Origin of the sequence: Corynebacterium maris DSM 45190 (genome assembly GCF_000442645.1) — a bacterium.
Lineage (GTDB): Bacteria > Actinomycetota > Actinomycetes > Mycobacteriales > Mycobacteriaceae > Corynebacterium > Corynebacterium maris.
In genome coordinates this window covers 1,961,257-1,975,230 of the sequence record NC_021915.1, presented here as the reverse complement: position 1 = coordinate 1,975,230, position 13,974 = coordinate 1,961,257, and the positions used below count along the sequence as shown (strand labels likewise).

The 13,974-nt window shown below is 68.1% G+C and carries 13 protein-coding genes, 1 tRNA gene, 1 other RNA gene and 1 pseudogene; 9 read left to right on the top strand and 7 right to left on the bottom strand.

Annotated elements, in window-relative coordinates; translation table 11 throughout:
* The first annotated feature begins 224 nt into the window (after nucleotides 1–224).
* A complete protein-coding gene (locus B841_RS09280; RefSeq protein ID WP_020935240.1) occupies nucleotides 225–656 on the top strand; it encodes a DUF3052 domain-containing protein in 432 nt (143 codons plus the stop codon).
* Between the two features lie 88 nt (nucleotides 657–744).
* Nucleotides 745–820: transfer RNA gene (locus tag B841_RS09275), tRNA-Val, on the top strand.
* A gap of 141 nt (nucleotides 821–961) precedes the next feature.
* Here the strand turns inward: B841_RS09275 and B841_RS09270 are convergent.
* Complete coding sequence (locus B841_RS09270) at nucleotides 962–1,384, bottom strand: DUF6924 domain-containing protein (RefSeq protein WP_020935239.1); 423 nt, start codon at nucleotides 1,382–1,384, stop codon at nucleotides 962–964.
* A 162-nt stretch (nucleotides 1,385–1,546) separates the two neighbouring features.
* Between B841_RS09270 and B841_RS09265 the strand changes: the two genes are divergently transcribed.
* Nucleotides 1,547–2,785: an MFS transporter gene (locus B841_RS09265; protein WP_020935238.1), complete on the top strand. Its 1,239-nt coding sequence runs from the start codon at nucleotides 1,547–1,549 to the stop codon at nucleotides 2,783–2,785.
* A 191-nt stretch (nucleotides 2,786–2,976) separates the two neighbouring features.
* Here the strand turns inward: B841_RS09265 and B841_RS09260 are convergent, their stop codons facing one another.
* The 4 genes from B841_RS09260 to B841_RS09245 form a co-directional block, all read right to left on the bottom strand.
* Nucleotides 2,977–3,681, bottom strand: a complete 705-nt coding sequence (locus tag B841_RS09260; RefSeq protein WP_020935237.1) for a hypothetical protein — start codon at nucleotides 3,679–3,681, stop codon at nucleotides 2,977–2,979.
* 64 nt (nucleotides 3,682–3,745) lie between these two features.
* A complete protein-coding gene (locus B841_RS09255; RefSeq protein WP_084482017.1) occupies nucleotides 3,746–4,789 on the bottom strand; it encodes an SURF1 family cytochrome oxidase biogenesis protein in 1,044 nt (347 codons plus the stop codon).
* A gap of 18 nt (nucleotides 4,790–4,807) precedes the next feature.
* Nucleotides 4,808–5,302 carry a low molecular weight protein-tyrosine-phosphatase gene (locus tag B841_RS09250; RefSeq protein ID WP_041631852.1) on the bottom strand — a complete coding sequence of 165 codons (495 nt, stop codon included), beginning with the start codon at nucleotides 5,300–5,302 and terminating at the stop codon, nucleotides 4,808–4,810.
* Nucleotides 5,286–5,954 carry an HAD hydrolase-like protein gene (locus B841_RS09245; protein ID WP_041632258.1) on the bottom strand — a complete coding sequence of 223 codons (669 nt, stop codon included), beginning with the start codon at nucleotides 5,952–5,954 and terminating at the stop codon, nucleotides 5,286–5,288. Before B841_RS09245 ends, B841_RS09250 begins: the two co-directional genes overlap by 17 nt.
* A gap of 35 nt (nucleotides 5,955–5,989) precedes the next feature.
* Here B841_RS09245 and B841_RS09240 point away from each other — a divergent pair, with 35 nt between their 5' ends.
* Nucleotides 5,990–7,123 (top strand): Nif3-like dinuclear metal center hexameric protein, encoded by a 1,134-nt coding sequence (locus tag B841_RS09240; RefSeq protein WP_020935233.1) that lies wholly within the window; start codon nucleotides 5,990–5,992, stop codon nucleotides 7,121–7,123.
* A gap of 49 nt (nucleotides 7,124–7,172) precedes the next feature.
* Here the strand turns inward: B841_RS09240 and B841_RS09235 are convergent, their stop codons facing one another.
* Nucleotides 7,173–8,327, bottom strand: a complete 1,155-nt coding sequence (locus B841_RS09235; RefSeq protein ID WP_020935232.1) for an RNA-guided endonuclease InsQ/TnpB family protein — start codon at nucleotides 8,325–8,327, stop codon at nucleotides 7,173–7,175.
* Between the two features lie 64 nt (nucleotides 8,328–8,391).
* Between B841_RS09235 and tnpA the strand changes: the two are divergent.
* The 5 genes and pseudogenes from tnpA to B841_RS09220 form a co-directional block, all read left to right on the top strand.
* A pseudogene (gene tnpA, locus B841_RS13640) lies at nucleotides 8,392–8,662 on the top strand (IS200/IS605 family transposase); the annotation flags it as partial.
* 54 nt (nucleotides 8,663–8,716) lie between these two features.
* Complete coding sequence (locus tag B841_RS09230) at nucleotides 8,717–9,433, top strand: zinc ribbon domain-containing protein (protein WP_020935231.1); 717 nt, start codon at nucleotides 8,717–8,719, stop codon at nucleotides 9,431–9,433.
* Nucleotides 9,430–10,593 carry a bifunctional RNase H/acid phosphatase gene (locus B841_RS09225; protein WP_020935230.1) on the top strand — a complete coding sequence of 388 codons (1,164 nt, stop codon included), beginning with the start codon at nucleotides 9,430–9,432 and terminating at the stop codon, nucleotides 10,591–10,593. The genes B841_RS09230 and B841_RS09225 overlap by 4 nt, the downstream gene beginning before the upstream one ends.
* Before the next feature lie 238 nt (nucleotides 10,594–10,831).
* An RNA gene (gene rnpB, locus B841_RS13490) (RNase P RNA component class A) lies at nucleotides 10,832–11,230 on the top strand.
* A 54-nt stretch (nucleotides 11,231–11,284) separates the two neighbouring features.
* The gene (locus B841_RS09220) at nucleotides 11,285–12,682 is read left to right on the top strand and encodes a ribonuclease catalytic domain-containing protein (RefSeq protein ID WP_020935229.1); all 1,398 of its coding nucleotides are present in this window, start codon (nucleotides 11,285–11,287) and stop codon (nucleotides 12,680–12,682) included.
* Here B841_RS09220 and B841_RS09215 read toward each other — a convergent pair.
* Entirely contained in the window at nucleotides 12,679–13,965 is a 1,287-nt protein-coding gene (locus B841_RS09215; RefSeq protein ID WP_020935228.1) for a galactokinase family protein, read from the bottom strand. The genes B841_RS09220 and B841_RS09215 overlap by 4 nt on opposite strands.
* Nucleotides 13,966–13,974: the final 9 nt, after the last annotated feature.

The window sequence follows — 13,974 nt, the reverse complement described above, 5'->3', positions numbered from 1 at the left end:
GGGATGGAGGGTTCTCGAGGTCTCGCGGCAGGGCGCGGACAGCCCTTCAGGGGGTGGCTGCCGGGGGATTTTCCTTCCGCCACGCCGCCGTCATTTACGGCCGAATATGGGAAAAGGGGCGCTACAGCTTGTATCCTATGATTGCGTGGGTCACACTGAACCCGCGAAAAGACATATCGTCCAGCGGAAAATCCGCCGGACAAGCATAAAGGAGGAACAACACAGTGGTGGACGCTCCGGGCGCCGTGAACAACGAGAACGCCCAGGACAATGTACAGCGGCTGGGGCTCCAGTCGGACATGATCGTCCAGGAACTCGGCTGGGACGAGGACTGCGACTCATCGCTGTCCGAGGCGGTCGAGGACTTCATCGGCGAGGAGCTGGTCGACTTCGACACCGACGAGCTCGTTGATGCAGTGCTGCTGTGGTTCAGGGAAGAAGACGGAGACCTGGTCGACGCACTGGTCGACTCCGGTCGCAGCCTCTCCGAGGAAGGCATCGTCTGGCTCCTCACCCCGGGCGCCGGCCAGACCGGCACCATCGCCCCCGGCGAGATCAACGAAGCCGCACAGCTGTCGGGCATGGTGAGCACCACCTCCGAACGCTTCGGCGACTGGCAGGGCACCCGCCTGGTCGCCCAAGGCGGCAAGAAGTAGCTCCAGGCCAGCGCGTTTTTCGCCCCGGCGGAGAGCGTGCTATCCTATTTTTCTGTTCCCACCGCCCATCCCGGCGGTCGGTTCATCAGGGCCCTTAGCTCAGCTGGAAGAGCGCCTGGTTTACACCCAGTAGGTCGGCGGTTCGAACCCGTCAGGGCCCACCACTATTGCAGCAGGTCACGGTAGGTTTTCGATTACTTATCGTGGCCTGTTTTCTCGTCCGTGGGCACATTGTGGGGATTTACTGTCAGGGGCCAAGACGCCGCAAGGAAGCACATCGCACCCGCCACAGGGAGCGCTGGAGCTTAATCGAAGCCGCGGTACACGCCGCCGTGATCGACGGCCCCGGCATACTCCCCGAAGCCCAGGTTTCCTAAAGCCAGGTTGTTCTGCGGCTCCGCAACCTTGTCTGCGGGGCACCGGAAGGATCCCTGGCCGTCTTCCAGGACGAGCACCAGAATCTCCTGCGGAGCGAGCACAGCGTGGGAGTCGACTACAAAGATCGCCTGCTCTCGCAGGCCCTCCGCTGCGGCGATCTCGCGGATCTCATCCTCCCTGGCTTCCGCCCAGTCAGTGTCGTCCACGGGAAAGAAGCTCGCCTGGAAGCCCTCTTCCCCGTAGGGGCCGTCGCGGCCACAAGAGTCTGCCGCCAGACCGCGTCGTCGGCGTAATCGGTGCGGCACCAGAAGGGAGTCCATGTCCGACTCGAATCCGGGAAAGGTTCTCATGCGTCATTGTCTACCCCAGGGAGGCGCGACGCCGTGGTCAAGGAATATTCAGCGGCGGGGTCATCCTTAGGTTCCGTTCCGCACAAAACGCCGGTGACGCCCGCGGCGCTGGGCTAGGGTCACCGGTCTATACCGACTTCCTACGCCAGGAGCTTCACGGCCATGACCATCGTCTCCCAGCCGCTTGCCCCCGCCCGCCCCCGGTCTGGAAACGCGACGTGGATCGTGGTGGTGGTGTGCGGTGTCATCGCGGCGATGCACATCTGGAAACTGCCCAGCGCGCTCACCGACGTGCAGTCCGCTCTAAGCATCGACTTGGTGCAGGCCGGCGTGCTGCTGGGACTGGTGCAGCTGGCGGGCATGCTCGGCGGGATCCCGGCGTCCATCATCGGCGAGCGCGTCGGCCTACGCCGAACCGTGGTCTTAGGGCTGCTCCTGCTGGTGGCGGGCACGGCGATCAGTGCGCTGGCGACCACCTCAGAGATGATGATGGCCGCCCGCGCGCTGGAAGGCGTGGGCTATCTCGCGGTCGTGGTGATGGCGCCGGCATTGATCCGCCGCGAAACCCCGACCGACCGGCTGACCATGGCGATGGGAGCCTGGACGGGATTCCAGGGGATGGCCACCTTCATCGCTGTGCTGGGCGGCTCGTTGTTGTTGGAGGCCACCGACTGGCGCACGTGGTACTGGATCATGGCCGCGGTCACCGCCGTGGGGATTCCGCTGCTTTTGAAGTACACTGCCCCGGATCCCCAGCGGGAAGGCGGGGTCGGAGCGGCTTTCGGCCGGGTGTGGGTGACGGTGCGCAGCTGGAAGCCGTGGGTCGCCGGTGCAGTGTTTGCCTGCTACACCGTCCAGTGGACCGCCGTCGTCGGGTTCCTGCCCACCGTCTATGAGGAGTACGGCGTCAGCACCATGGTGGGCGGGGCACTGTCTGCGGTGGCCGGCGGCGTCAACGCCGTGGGCGCGGTGCTGTCCGGGTTGCTGTTGCGCCGGGGATTGCCCGTGCGCCCGATGGTCGTCACCGCGTTCGTGGTCATGGGGGTCGCCTCCGTCGGCGTCTACGCCGTCAACTGGTCCGAGCTGCCCGGCACGTTCATCCCGCAGTTCGTGCTGGTCTGTGTCTTTTCCATGGTCGGCGCCCTGATCCCGACCTCCATGTACCGTATCGCCGTGGATCTGGCGCCACCCGGGGGTTCGGCGCCCGGCGTGGTCGGGCTGATGCAGCAGCTGCAGAACAGCGGCAACTTCTTCGGCCCCATCTTGCTGGCGTGGCTGGCGACCCAGTCCCAGGGCTGGCACACCTCCTGGTGGCTGACCGCGACGGCTGGTGCGATCGGCATCGCGTTGATCATGCTCTTCTCCGAGAAGAGGCTGGGCTTTTCCCTGCGGGAGACTTAAAGGGGCGGTGCAGTTCACTGCGCGCGAGCGCACCCGTGTTTTAGGTGCGCAAAAGTCCACAGTCGTCGGGTCGATTGTGTGTTTTAGGGCTGCACACGCCCAGCAGTGACCACAAAACTTGCAGGGTGGCACAGGGGCACGGGCCGCAGGGCGTCGTTGGCAGCACAAGCCCGGCACCGCCCGACAGCGGCTTAAGCCCCTTCCTCCAGCACCACATCCAGCGCCGAGAGGTCCGCTCCCCGCGGCGCCCAGAGCACCACCGGCCGGGCGGTGTCGCCCGCGAACAAGACGTGCGGCTCGTAACCCTCGGGGGAGACGTCCGTCGCGATCTGCATCTCGGCGTCCTCGTCGCCGAAATCGGCGTCCAAGTCGAAGGCGACGTCGTTGACGCGGTCGCCGTTGGTGAAGCGGAAGCTGCCGGAGGTCGTCGATCCCGGATCCAGCATCAGGTTGACGTCGCCGACCTGATCGGCGGTGCCCGCGGCACGGGCATAGGCGGGGACCAGCTCGAGGATCTCTTCCGGGGTAGTGCGCTGGACGGCGGAGTGGTCGTAGTAGACGCGCTCGAAGAGCTGCTCCTCGTCCAGGTCGCGCAAGCCCAACAGGGAGACCAGCGGGTAGCGGCGGAAGCGGCTCATGCCGCAGGCGGAGTCGGCGACCACGTCCTCGAAGGTCACCTCGCGGCGGGGCGGGAAGCCGGCGTCGGTGAGCGTGGCCAGGGACTCGGTGAGCAGCCGGGTGTCGTCGGCGCCCGGGGTCGTGTCGACGGTTTCTGCGGTCAACGTCACCCCGGCCTGGTGCCCGGGGCTCTGGTCGTTGCTGGACGTGGTGATGCGCTGGGCGGGGGAGACCTGCCCGGCGGGACGCTTTTTGTTCGTGCGCTTCTTCTTGGCCATGCTCCCAGGCTAATCAGTCGCGACCGGGTTGGCAGGCCAATGCGCTGGCCGGGGCCAGCCCGGGTCAGAAACGTTCGCGGTCGCGTTTGCCCAGGCGCCCGTAGAAGTCCGGCTTGGCGTCGCCATAGCGGTCGCGGACGTTGCGCGAACGCACCACCTGGCGGGTCATGCCGTCCGGGTCGTCGGCGAGCCACGCGTCCTCGTCCACCCCGGCGCCCACCCCGGCGCCCGGGTCGGGGTCGCCGGCGGGGGAGGAGGCGGCGTCCTCGCTGATCTCGTCCTTTTCGTCGTCGACTTTGCGACGTTCCTTGATCTCGGCGTAGACCAAGTACATCAGGCCCAACGGCCCCATGATGCCGATGGCGATCCACTGGAAGCCGTAGCTCAGGTGGGAGCCCCGGTCGAGCTTGGGCACCGGCATCGCGTACAGTACGCCGGGCTCGCCGTCGGAGAGCTGCACGTAGTCCTCGGCCAGGTCGGTGCCGGTCAGCTCGCCGATTTGCTCAGTGCTGATGGAATAGACCTGCTGGTAGCCCTGCTCCTGCAGCGGCGCGCGGGTGGCGGAGACCTGCTCGCCCTGGCGGACCATGCCCACCAGGGAGACGGTGCCGGTGGGCGCCGGCTCGATCTCCGGGACGGTGACGCCGTCGCCGGTAGGCGCCCAGCCGCGGTGGACCAGGATCTGTTCCCCGCTGGACAGTTCGAAAGGCGTCAGCGACTGAAAGGCGGGGTTTTTGTCGACGGGGCGCATGCGTAGCAGCACCTCGTCGTCGGGCAAGTAGCGTCCCTGCAGGACGACGCGGGTCCATTCCTGCTCGTCGGAGATCGCGCCGGTGCCGTCCATGACCTCGGTGACGGGGACGGGGTCGCGGTCGTAGGCGGCCTCGATCTGCTCGTTGCGGGCGACGATGTCGTCGTCCTTGTTCAACTGCCAGGGGGCCAAGGCGGTGAACGCGAAGTAAGAGAGCGCGAGAATGAGCGCGGCCAGGATGAACCAGTTCGGCTTGAGGAATTGCTTCCACCCCGCCGACCGCTTCTTGCCGCGCCCAGTTCCGTAACGCTTCTCCACTGTGGTACTCACGGCTCTTACTCTACCCACGGGGGCCATCGCCCCCAAGCAGCGGAATTAGAGGCGCGCGCGGATCCAGTCCACGATGCCGGGGGCGGCGGCCTCGATCTGATCGCGGGTGGTGCGGAAACCCTCCGGCCCACCGTAGTAGGGGTCGGCGACAGACGCGTTGTCTTCCGCGGCCGGGTCGAAGTCGCGCAGCAGGGCCACCTTGTCTTCCTCGGCGCCGCTGGCGATGAGCTCGGAGCGGTGTCCGGTGTCCAGCGCCACGATCAGGTCGGCGGCAAGGGTGGCCGGGCCGACCTGGCTGGCGATATGGGTGGCGCCGTCGTAGCCGGCCTTGCGCAGCTCCTCCACGGCGCGACGGTCCGCACCCTGGCCGACGTGCCAGCCGCCCATGCCGGCGGAGGTGATCTTCACCTTGTCGGCCAGACCGGCGTCCTCGATTTTGTCGCGGACGATGACCTCGGCCATCGGGGAACGACAGATGTTTCCGGTGCAAATGAAGTCGATGTGAATGGGTCGTTCCTTATGTTCAGTCTGACCAGTCACGAATGACGGCCTCCAATTCTGTCACGGTCGTTGCGGTGTAGGCGGCCTGCGCCCACTCAGCTTCGTCGCCGTATCCCCACGTCACGGCGACGGTATCGATGCCAAAGTGCGCTGCCCCCTCGATGTCGTGGGAGCGGTCGCCGACCATGAGGGTATCCGAGGTCCGGTCGGCGATCCCCACCGAGTCCACAACGTGCTGAATCACCGCGGATTTCGACCGCCGGTCCCCGTATTCCTCCGCCGCGCCTAAGAAGTCGATGTGTCCCAACACCCCGATCTGCTCCAGGATGCCCCGGGCGAAGCTTTCGCCTTTGCTGGTGGCCGTGGCCACGAAGTAGCCGGCGTCTTTGAGCCGGGCGATGAAGTCCACCATGCCCTCGAAAGGCTGTGCCTGGCTCCAGCCGCCGCCGCGGGTGAAGGCCATGTAGGCGTCGAAGGCCGCCGGCACCAGGTCTGCGTCCATCAGCCGGCCCAGGGTGTTTTCCATCGGCGGGCCGGGGATCTTCGCCGTGAAGTCCTCCGAGGGGCGCGGCACGCCGACGGCGTCGAGGGCGTGGAGGAAGCCGGCGCGGATGCCGGGGAAGGAGTCGATGACGGTGCCGTCGACGTCCAGGAAAATGATGCTGCGACCAGCGGGCACGGAAAAGTTCATGGCCATAGTGTGGCAGAAACGTAGACTAGGTGCCCATGACTACCGTTGCCGACCTGACGAAGCTTCTCGACGCCACGTATCCGCCCGCCCTCGCCGAGTCCTGGGACTCCGTCGGCCTGATCTGCGGCGACCCCGCCGACGACGTCGAACTCGTCGCCTTCGCCCTCGAGGCCACGAACGCCGTGGCCGACGCCGCCGTCGAGGCCGGCGCCCAGCTGCTCGTCGTCCACCACCCCCTGCTCATGCGCGGGGTGGACTCCGTGGCCGCCGACACCGCCAAGGGCTCGGTCATCCACACCCTGATCAAGGGCGGCTGCGCGCTGTTCGCCGCGCACACCAACGCCGACTCCGCGCGTCCCGGCGTCAACGACAAACTCGCCGAACTCGTCGGGATCACCCCGGGTCGGCCGATCAAGCCGGTGCTGCTGGGCGCCACCGACAAGTGGGGCGTCCACGTCCTGGCCAAGGACGCCGAGACCGTCAAAAACGCCTTGTTCACCGCCGGCGCCGGCCACATCGGCGACTACGCCGAATGCTCCTTCGACATCGAGGGCACCGGCCAGTTCACCCCGCTGCCCGGTGCGGATCCCACTGAAGGCGCGGTGGGCGAGAATTACCGCAGCCCCGAGCTGCGCGTGGAGTTTGTGGCGCCGCGCCGTCTGCGTCACACGCTGATCGACGTCCTGCGCGGCGCACACCCGTATGAGGAGCCCGCCTTCGACGTCGTGGAGTTGGCCCAGGACGTCGACCTGGCCACGGCCACGGGGCTGGGCCGGGTGGGCGTGCTGCCGGAGCCGATGACTCTGCGGGAGTTCACCCAGCAGGTCGCCGACGCCTTGCCGGAGACGGTGTGGGGCGTGCGCGCCGCCGGGGATCCGGAGCAGCTGGTCAGCACCGTCGCGGTGGCGTCCGGGGCGGGTGATTCGATGATGGGGCCGGCGACGTCGTTGGGCGCCGATGTGCTGGTGACCTCTGACCTGCGTCATCACCCGGTGGACGAGCATCTGCGCGCCGGGGGGTGCGCGGTGATCGACGCCGCCCATTGGGCCAGCGAATACCCGTGGACCATGCAGGTCAGTGAGATTGTGGAGGATGAGGCGGGCGTCGATACGCTGGTGATCCCCCTCCGCACGGACCCATGGACCGTTTCCGCACACCCCAACGGGTAGAAATAGGAAGTTTAACGGTCCCCCCGGATAAATCCGGGGGATTTCTAGCTCAGACCGCACGCACAACGCCCCCGGAGGGAGGTTGCACATGTCTTATGTCCTCAACACTAGTGTGGCCCCGTTCTGCCACAGCCAAGATCACCCTGGCGGCGTTGCGGTCCCGACCCGCGGTATAGTCACAGGCTTCGCACCGGAGGGTTCGTTCTCCGAGTCCGAGTGCTTGCTTGGCTCTCGCGAAACACTCAGAACACGTCATCGTCGTATAGGCGGGCGTAACCAGCACCACCTTCCGGCCAGCCCGCGCGGCGTTGGTAATCAGCGCACGTTTGGCCGCACCAATAGCCGCGTCAGCGGACTTTCTGGCCATCGTGGACTTGGCGAGGAAGGCAGGGTTGAAATCTTCCACCGCGATCAGGCCGTGGTTATCGGTGATTTTCTTCGCCCACCCCCGGGAGTCATGCTGCGTCTGCCGGGCAGCCTTCTTGTGCAGTTTCGCCGCCTGCCGACAGGCACGCTTGTAGCCGTTCGACTGTTTGCGTCCCTTGCGGTGGCGACGCGCCATCTTCCGCTGTGCTTTCGCAAGCTCGGCGGCACACCGCTTCCGGTGCCCCAGGTAGGGCAGATCATGCTTCTCATCGGTGGTGGTCGCGGTGGTGGACACGCCCCAGTCGATACCGATACCCGCATCGGCTTCCGGTGCCTGTTCCTTTTCGCGGCGAGTGACAAACGAGGCGTACCAGTGCCCCAGACTGTCCTGGTAAACACGCACACTTTTGGGTGGGGAAGGAAGTTCCCGCGACCACACCACAGGGATGGACACACCCTTGGGCAGCCGCAGGCGGCCTTCCCGGAGAGAAAATCCCCTGATGCTGTATTCCAGGGAGGGCAGCGCACGTTTCTTCGTCTTGACGGTGGGTGTGCCCCGACCCTTCACTGTGAACGAGTGCTGCAGCGCCTGCGCGTAGGTGCGCAGGATCGCCTGCTGGGCGACCTGCGAGCCGTTCCGCATCCACGAGTTGTTCTTGCGCAGCTCGGTCAGCAGCTTGCCCAGCTTCGCCAGGGTCGGCTTGTTGCCGATTTTCCGTTGATGGACGGCTTCGTTCCACAGGAATCGGCAGCGTCCCCATTCGTAGAGGAGGGCGCGCTGCGCGTGTGCGCCGGGGCGCAGGCGGTAGGTGTAGCGCACGATCTCTTCCACACCCACAATGATAGATATCCACGCTGTGTAGTGCCGGAATGGCGGGCAGGCTCATCCAAATCCCACCGGGGAGGTCGCCGCCGAACGAGAACGCATCATCATCGAGCTGGGCACCATACCCGATCACGTAGACTTACTGGTTGAATGTGGCCCGTAATACGGTATCTACCGATTCATCAATCAGATCAAAGGAAGGATCCTCTCGTGCCCTGCGCCAAGAATTTCTTCCCCTTACGTCCAGACTCCCCACACTGTGGACCAACTCGTACTTTGTCGCCACTGTCGGCGGCACAACCCTGGAGGTTGTCAAGCACTATGTCGAAAACCAGCGCAACGTCTAGCCCACCCCTTTCCTCCCCATGCCTCAAGGCAGGGGTTTCCAGGGGTGGTCTTCGATGAAACTCGATCCCGCCCTCCATCCCGTCTTGCTCGAGCTCGCCCAGACCCAGCGCACCTTGACTGCGGCGCCGGAAGCGCTGGTGACTCCGGAGCAGCAGGAGCTCGAGAAGTTGCAGGCAGAGCAGAAGCGCCTGCGTTCCGCGTTCAGCGCCGCCCAGATGGCCGTCGACGACATGGAATCCGAGATCCTGCGCATCCAGGAAGACGAGCGCAAGCTGCGTCGCCGCGAGCGCGACAACAAGAAGCAGCTCGAGGCCGAAACCGACGCGGAGCGTCGCCGCGACCTGGAGCACGACCGCTATTCCGCGAAGTCGCGCATCGCCGATCTGATGGGTGAGCTGATGGAAGCCCACAACGAGATCGCCGCGCTGCGCAACAACCGCGACGTCCACGCCGCCCACGTGGATGAAAATCTCCGCCAGATCGGGCTCGCCGAGCGGGCCGCGGAGGCCGCCAACGAGGCCGCCAGCCACATCGAGGATCCGCAGACCCATATCGATGAGCTGCGCGCGAAGTTGCCGGCTGAGGTGGTCACCGCCTACGACGAGCAGCGGGCGGAAAACGAGGTCGGCGTGGCCTACTTCAACTCCCGCACCTGCGGCTCCTGCTTCCTCGTCCTGCCGGCGGGGGATCGCTCCGTCATCGGGCGCGCGCCCGCCGACGAGCTGCCTCAGTGCCCGAACTGCGGCTCCTACCTGGTGCGCAGCAAATGAAGCTGAGCATTTACGCCGACGGCGGCTCACGCGGCAACCCCGGGGTGGCGGGTTCCGGCACGGCCGTGTTCGACGCCGCGACCAATGAGTTGCTCCGGGAGATCGTCTACGTGGTGGGCAAGAAGGCGACCAACAACGTCGCCGAGTACCACGGACTGTTGCGGGGGTTAGAGGCCGCCGCTGAGCTGGGCGCCAGCGAGGTCTACGTGTTCATGGACTCCAAGCTGGTGGTCGAGCAGATGTCCGGGCGCTGGAAGATCAAGCACCCGGACATGCAGAAGCTGGCGGCGCAGGGGCGTAAGCTCGCGGAGCGTTTTGACCGGGTGGCCTACACCTGGATTCCGCGCGCCCAGAACGAGATCGCCGACAAGCTCTCCAACGACGCGATGGACGCGGCCGCCGCGGGGCATGAACCCGGGGTGGTCGGCGGGGACGCGCCCGCCGAGCGACCCGTTGCACCGGAGCCCGCCGCCCCCGCGGAACCGGCGGCGCCGGCGGAGCGGGCCGGCGCGGTCGACTGGTGGAAGGACACCTCCCACCCGCCGACCCGGCTGGTGCTGCTGCGCCACGGCCAGACCGACTATTCGTTGCACAAGCGCTACGCCGGCCGCCACGACGCCGAGCTCAACGCCACCGGGCGCACCCAGGCGGCGGCCGCGGCCCAGGCCCTGGCGGCCGAGGGTGGCATCGACGCGATCGTGTCCTCCCCGCTGGCGCGCTGCAGCGCCACCGCCGACGCCGTGGGGCAGAAGTTGGGCCTGCGGACCCGCACCATCGAAGACCTGCAGGAATGCGACTTCGGCGACTGGGACGGCCTGACCTTCGCGGAAGCCCAGGACGACGACCCTGCCCACCACGCCGCCTGGGTCGCCGACGGCACGCTCTGCCCTCCCGGCGGGGAATCCTACGAGCAGGTCAACGACCGCATCACCCGGGTGCGCCGCCAGCTGGTCGAGGAGTATCCCGGCCAGACCGTGCTGGTGGTCAGCCACGTCAACCCCATCAAGTCACTCGTGCGCCAGGCGCTCGGCGCAGACGCCGGCATCTACCAGCGCATGCACCTGGATCTGGCGTCGATCTGCGTCGTGGACTTCTTCCCCGAGGTCGCCGAGGTGACCCCGGTGCTGCAGAGCTTCAACGCCACCGCGCACCTGCGGTAGGCGTCGCCGCCGCTGCGGAGTGTGGTGAAAACTGGATGGTGAAAAACCACCGGTCGGCTGAGCAGGGAACCGGTCCGGTCCCGGTTATTCATCAATCAGTGTTCCGCAGCTGCCGGTCCGGCGCCCGCGACGCCCCCGGAGACGCCCCAGCCCACGTTCACGCCGGCCCGCCGCGGCAGCGCAGCGACCCCGGGATTACGCGCCCGGCCGGGCCGAGGGGTAAAGTTTTTTACGCGAATGAGTCGGCCGGGTGATCGCGGCGAATGAACCGCCCGCGTGATGCGGGCAGGCAGGAGCCGAGGAAAGTCCGGACTCCGAAGAGCACGGTGGTTGCTAACGGCAACCCGGGGTGACCCGCGGGCATGTGCAACAGAGAGTAGACCGCCCGGTTTTTGACCGGGTAAGGGTGAAAGGGTGCGGTAAGAGCGCACCGGCGTGGCAGGTGACTGCCGCGGCCAGGTAAACCCCACCGGGAGCAAGGCATCACGGCCTGCCACACGGCAGGCCCGATCAGGTGTTGGAGGGCTGCTCGCCCGAGCCTGAAGGTAGCTGCTTGAGGCGCCCAGCGATGGGTGGCCCAGATGGATGATCACCGCCGCCAGCGGCACAGAATCCGGCTTATACGCCGGCTCATTCGCGTCCCACTTTTTCTCTCGGCGCAGCGGGCGGGCGCGTGCCACAATGGTGCGGTATGAGGCTGTACGCGGCAGCGCTGAATTTCCGGCGGGTGGCCGAAGAATTCCGGGTGCCCACCGATTTTTCCCCTGCCGTGCATAAGGCCGCGGCCGCAGCGCGCGACAGGTTCGCCGCCCGCCGCCGCGACGCCCGCGACCTTCCCTTCGTCACCGTCGACCCGCCCGGCTCGCGGGATCTGGATCAGGCGGTGTGCATCACCCGCCGCGGCGACGGTTACCGGGTGCGCTACGCGATCGCGGACGTCGCGGCGTTCGTGGCCCCGGGCGGGGCAGTGGAGGCGGAGTCGCTGCGCCGCGGGCAGACGATTTACCTGCCGGATGAGCCCGCGCGCCTGCACCCGGCGGTGCTGTCGGAAGGCTCGGCGTCGCTGCTGCCCGGGGTGGACCGGCCGGCGGTGCTGTGGACGATGGATCTGGACGCCGCAGGGGAGGTCGAGGACGTCTCGGTGGAGCGGGCGCTGGTGCGCTCGCGCGCGCAGCTGGACTACGACTCGGTGCACGCGGCGACGCAGGTGGGCCAGGCGCCGGCGGCGATAGCGCTATTGGGCGAGGTCGGCCGGCTGCGGCAGGCGTCGAGCCTGCGCCGGGACGCGGTGAATCTGCGCATCCCCTCGCAGCGGGTGCGCCGCAACGGCGACGGCCGCTATGAGCTGGTCATTGAGCCGCGGCACCCGGTGATGGACTACAACTCGGAGATCTCCCTGCTAACGGGCATGTGCGCGGGGCAGATGATGGTCTCGGCGGGGCAGGGCCCGCTGCGCACCCTGCGGCCGGCGGGCGACGGCGCGGAGGAGATGTTCCGCCAGGAGGCCCGCGCGCTGGGCTACCGGCTCGCCGACGACGACCACGTCGGGCATTTCCTCGCCGGCGTGGACGCGGACGCCCCCGCGGGGATGGCGGTGATGCGGGAAGCGCAGAAGCTGTTGCGGGGCGCGGGCTACGGACTGGTGGACGACGACGGCGCGGAGGTCCACGCCGGCATCGGCGGGTACTATGCGCATGTGACGGCCCCGCTGCGCCGGCTCATCGACCGTTTCGCCGCCGAATACTGCCTGGCGATCTCCGGCGGCTACGAACCGCCGGCGTGGGCGACGCAGACCGTGGCGCAGGCGGCGGGCACGATGAGCAGGACCTCGCAGCTGGCGAACACCGTGGACCGGGCGTGTCTGAACCTCACGGAGGCGACCGTGCTGGCGCCGTGGCTGGACCATAATTTCGCGGCCACGGTGCTGCACTCAGACCGGCGCCGCGGCCACTCCCGGATTTTCGTGCACGAGCCGCCGGTGTTGGCGCACACGCTCGGCAACCCCGCGGACGGCACCCGGATCACGGCGTCGCTGATCAAGGCGGACACCGACAGCCGGGAGGTGCTCTTCGCCTGGCCCGCGGACTAGGCCTCAGCCGGGGTGATGACCCCGGCGCGTTCCCCACGGTGCAGCTCGACGACCAGCAGACCGTCCTCGGCCAAGTCGGCGGCGAAATTTCCGGCCGCCTTCTCCGGCACGAGCGCCCACACCCCGGAGGCCAGGCCCGCGGCGGTGGCGCGGGCGGCGACGGCGCCGCGGGTCAGGCACAGGGCGGCGAGCTCGTCGCAGGCGTCGACGCCCAGCAGCGGGTGCAGCTGCCGCTGCGACTCGGCGAGCAGCCGGCCGATGTCCTCGCCGCGGCGCGAACGCAGGGCACGCGCGGTCGACAGCGCGCGGCGGGTCTCCGCCTCGTCGAAGTTCAGCCAGCCGGCGGCCTCCGCGACGCTGGGGGTGCCGTCGACGCCGCGCACCTTGTGCACGGCGCGCAACCAGTCGAGCACGCGCCCGGGGGCGTCGGGAAGCGACCGCAGCGACTCCGCGCCGAAGGCCTTGCAGGCGTCGTCGACGAAGCGGCGGTGGCGGCGCACCGTGTCCACGCCCGGCGAGTGGTCCGGCTGGCGGTCCTCCGGCAGCCCGACGACAAAGGCGCGGTGTGCGGCGTCCACCGGGTGGGGCGCCTGGGTGACGGAGCCGTCAGCGTAATCGATGACGCTGACGGTCTCACCCAGCCCGCGCAGCGTCGCCGTGTGCCGGGCGCGCAGCGGGGGAAAGGCGGAGAACATCTCGTTGCTCTGCGCGCAGGTCTCGGCCAGCCGGGTGCGCACCGGCGCCTGGTCGATCTCTGCGTCGCCGGCCTGCAGCGCCAGCGCCACGGCGGCGTCGACCGCGGCGTCCGCGCCCAGGCCCACCCCGCGGGGAATGTCGTTGACCACCGTGACGTCCAACCCGCCGGTGTCGCGGGAGAGCAGCTGCCGGTGGATCAACGTCCACACCAGCCCGCCCAGCCGCGCGGCCGCGCCCCCGACCGGGACGGGAGCGACGGTGGGGCGGCCGTGGTCGTCGACGCCCGGCTGCTGCTGCGCGCCGCGCCGGCGGATCTCCTCGTCGCTGATCTCGTCGGTGACGGGCTGCGCGCCGGGCCGGTGCGTGGTGACGGTGACGCGGTCGTCGGCACGCGGGGAGTAGGCCACGGCGGCCCGCAACGAGGACAACCCCATCACCGCGGCGCCCCCGTAGTGGTCGACGTGCTCACCGATCACCGGGTAGGTCGCCGGGGCGTCGGCGACGGCGGCGGGCTCACCGACCGCCTTCCGGTGGGCCTGAGCGACGCGCTCAGCGGCGGACACGGTGGGGATGGGCCAGGACGGCATAGGGGCAGG

Coding starts and splice junctions, on each gene's coding strand:
- B841_RS09270 (WP_020935239.1), bottom strand. CDS start 1,384: ATGAGAACCTTTCCCGGATTCGAGTCGGACATGGACTCCCTTCTGGTG.
- B841_RS09265 (WP_020935238.1), top strand. CDS start 1,547: ATGACCATCGTCTCCCAGCCGCTTGCCCCCGCCCGCCCCCGGTCTGGA.
- B841_RS09260 (WP_020935237.1), bottom strand. CDS start 3,681: ATGGCCAAGAAGAAGCGCACGAACAAAAAGCGTCCCGCCGGGCAGGTC.
- B841_RS09255 (WP_084482017.1), bottom strand. CDS start 4,789: ATGGCCCCCGTGGGTAGAGTAAGAGCCGTGAGTACCACAGTGGAGAAG.
- B841_RS09245 (WP_041632258.1), bottom strand. CDS start 5,954: ATGAACTTTTCCGTGCCCGCTGGTCGCAGCATCATTTTCCTGGACGTC.
- B841_RS09240 (WP_020935233.1), top strand. CDS start 5,990: ATGACTACCGTTGCCGACCTGACGAAGCTTCTCGACGCCACGTATCCG.
- B841_RS09230 (WP_020935231.1), top strand. CDS start 8,717: ATGAAACTCGATCCCGCCCTCCATCCCGTCTTGCTCGAGCTCGCCCAG.
- B841_RS09225 (WP_020935230.1), top strand. CDS start 9,430: ATGAAGCTGAGCATTTACGCCGACGGCGGCTCACGCGGCAACCCCGGG.
- B841_RS09220 (WP_020935229.1), top strand. CDS start 11,285: ATGAGGCTGTACGCGGCAGCGCTGAATTTCCGGCGGGTGGCCGAAGAA.
- B841_RS09215 (WP_020935228.1), bottom strand. CDS start 13,965: ATGCCGTCCTGGCCCATCCCCACCGTGTCCGCCGCTGAGCGCGTCGCT.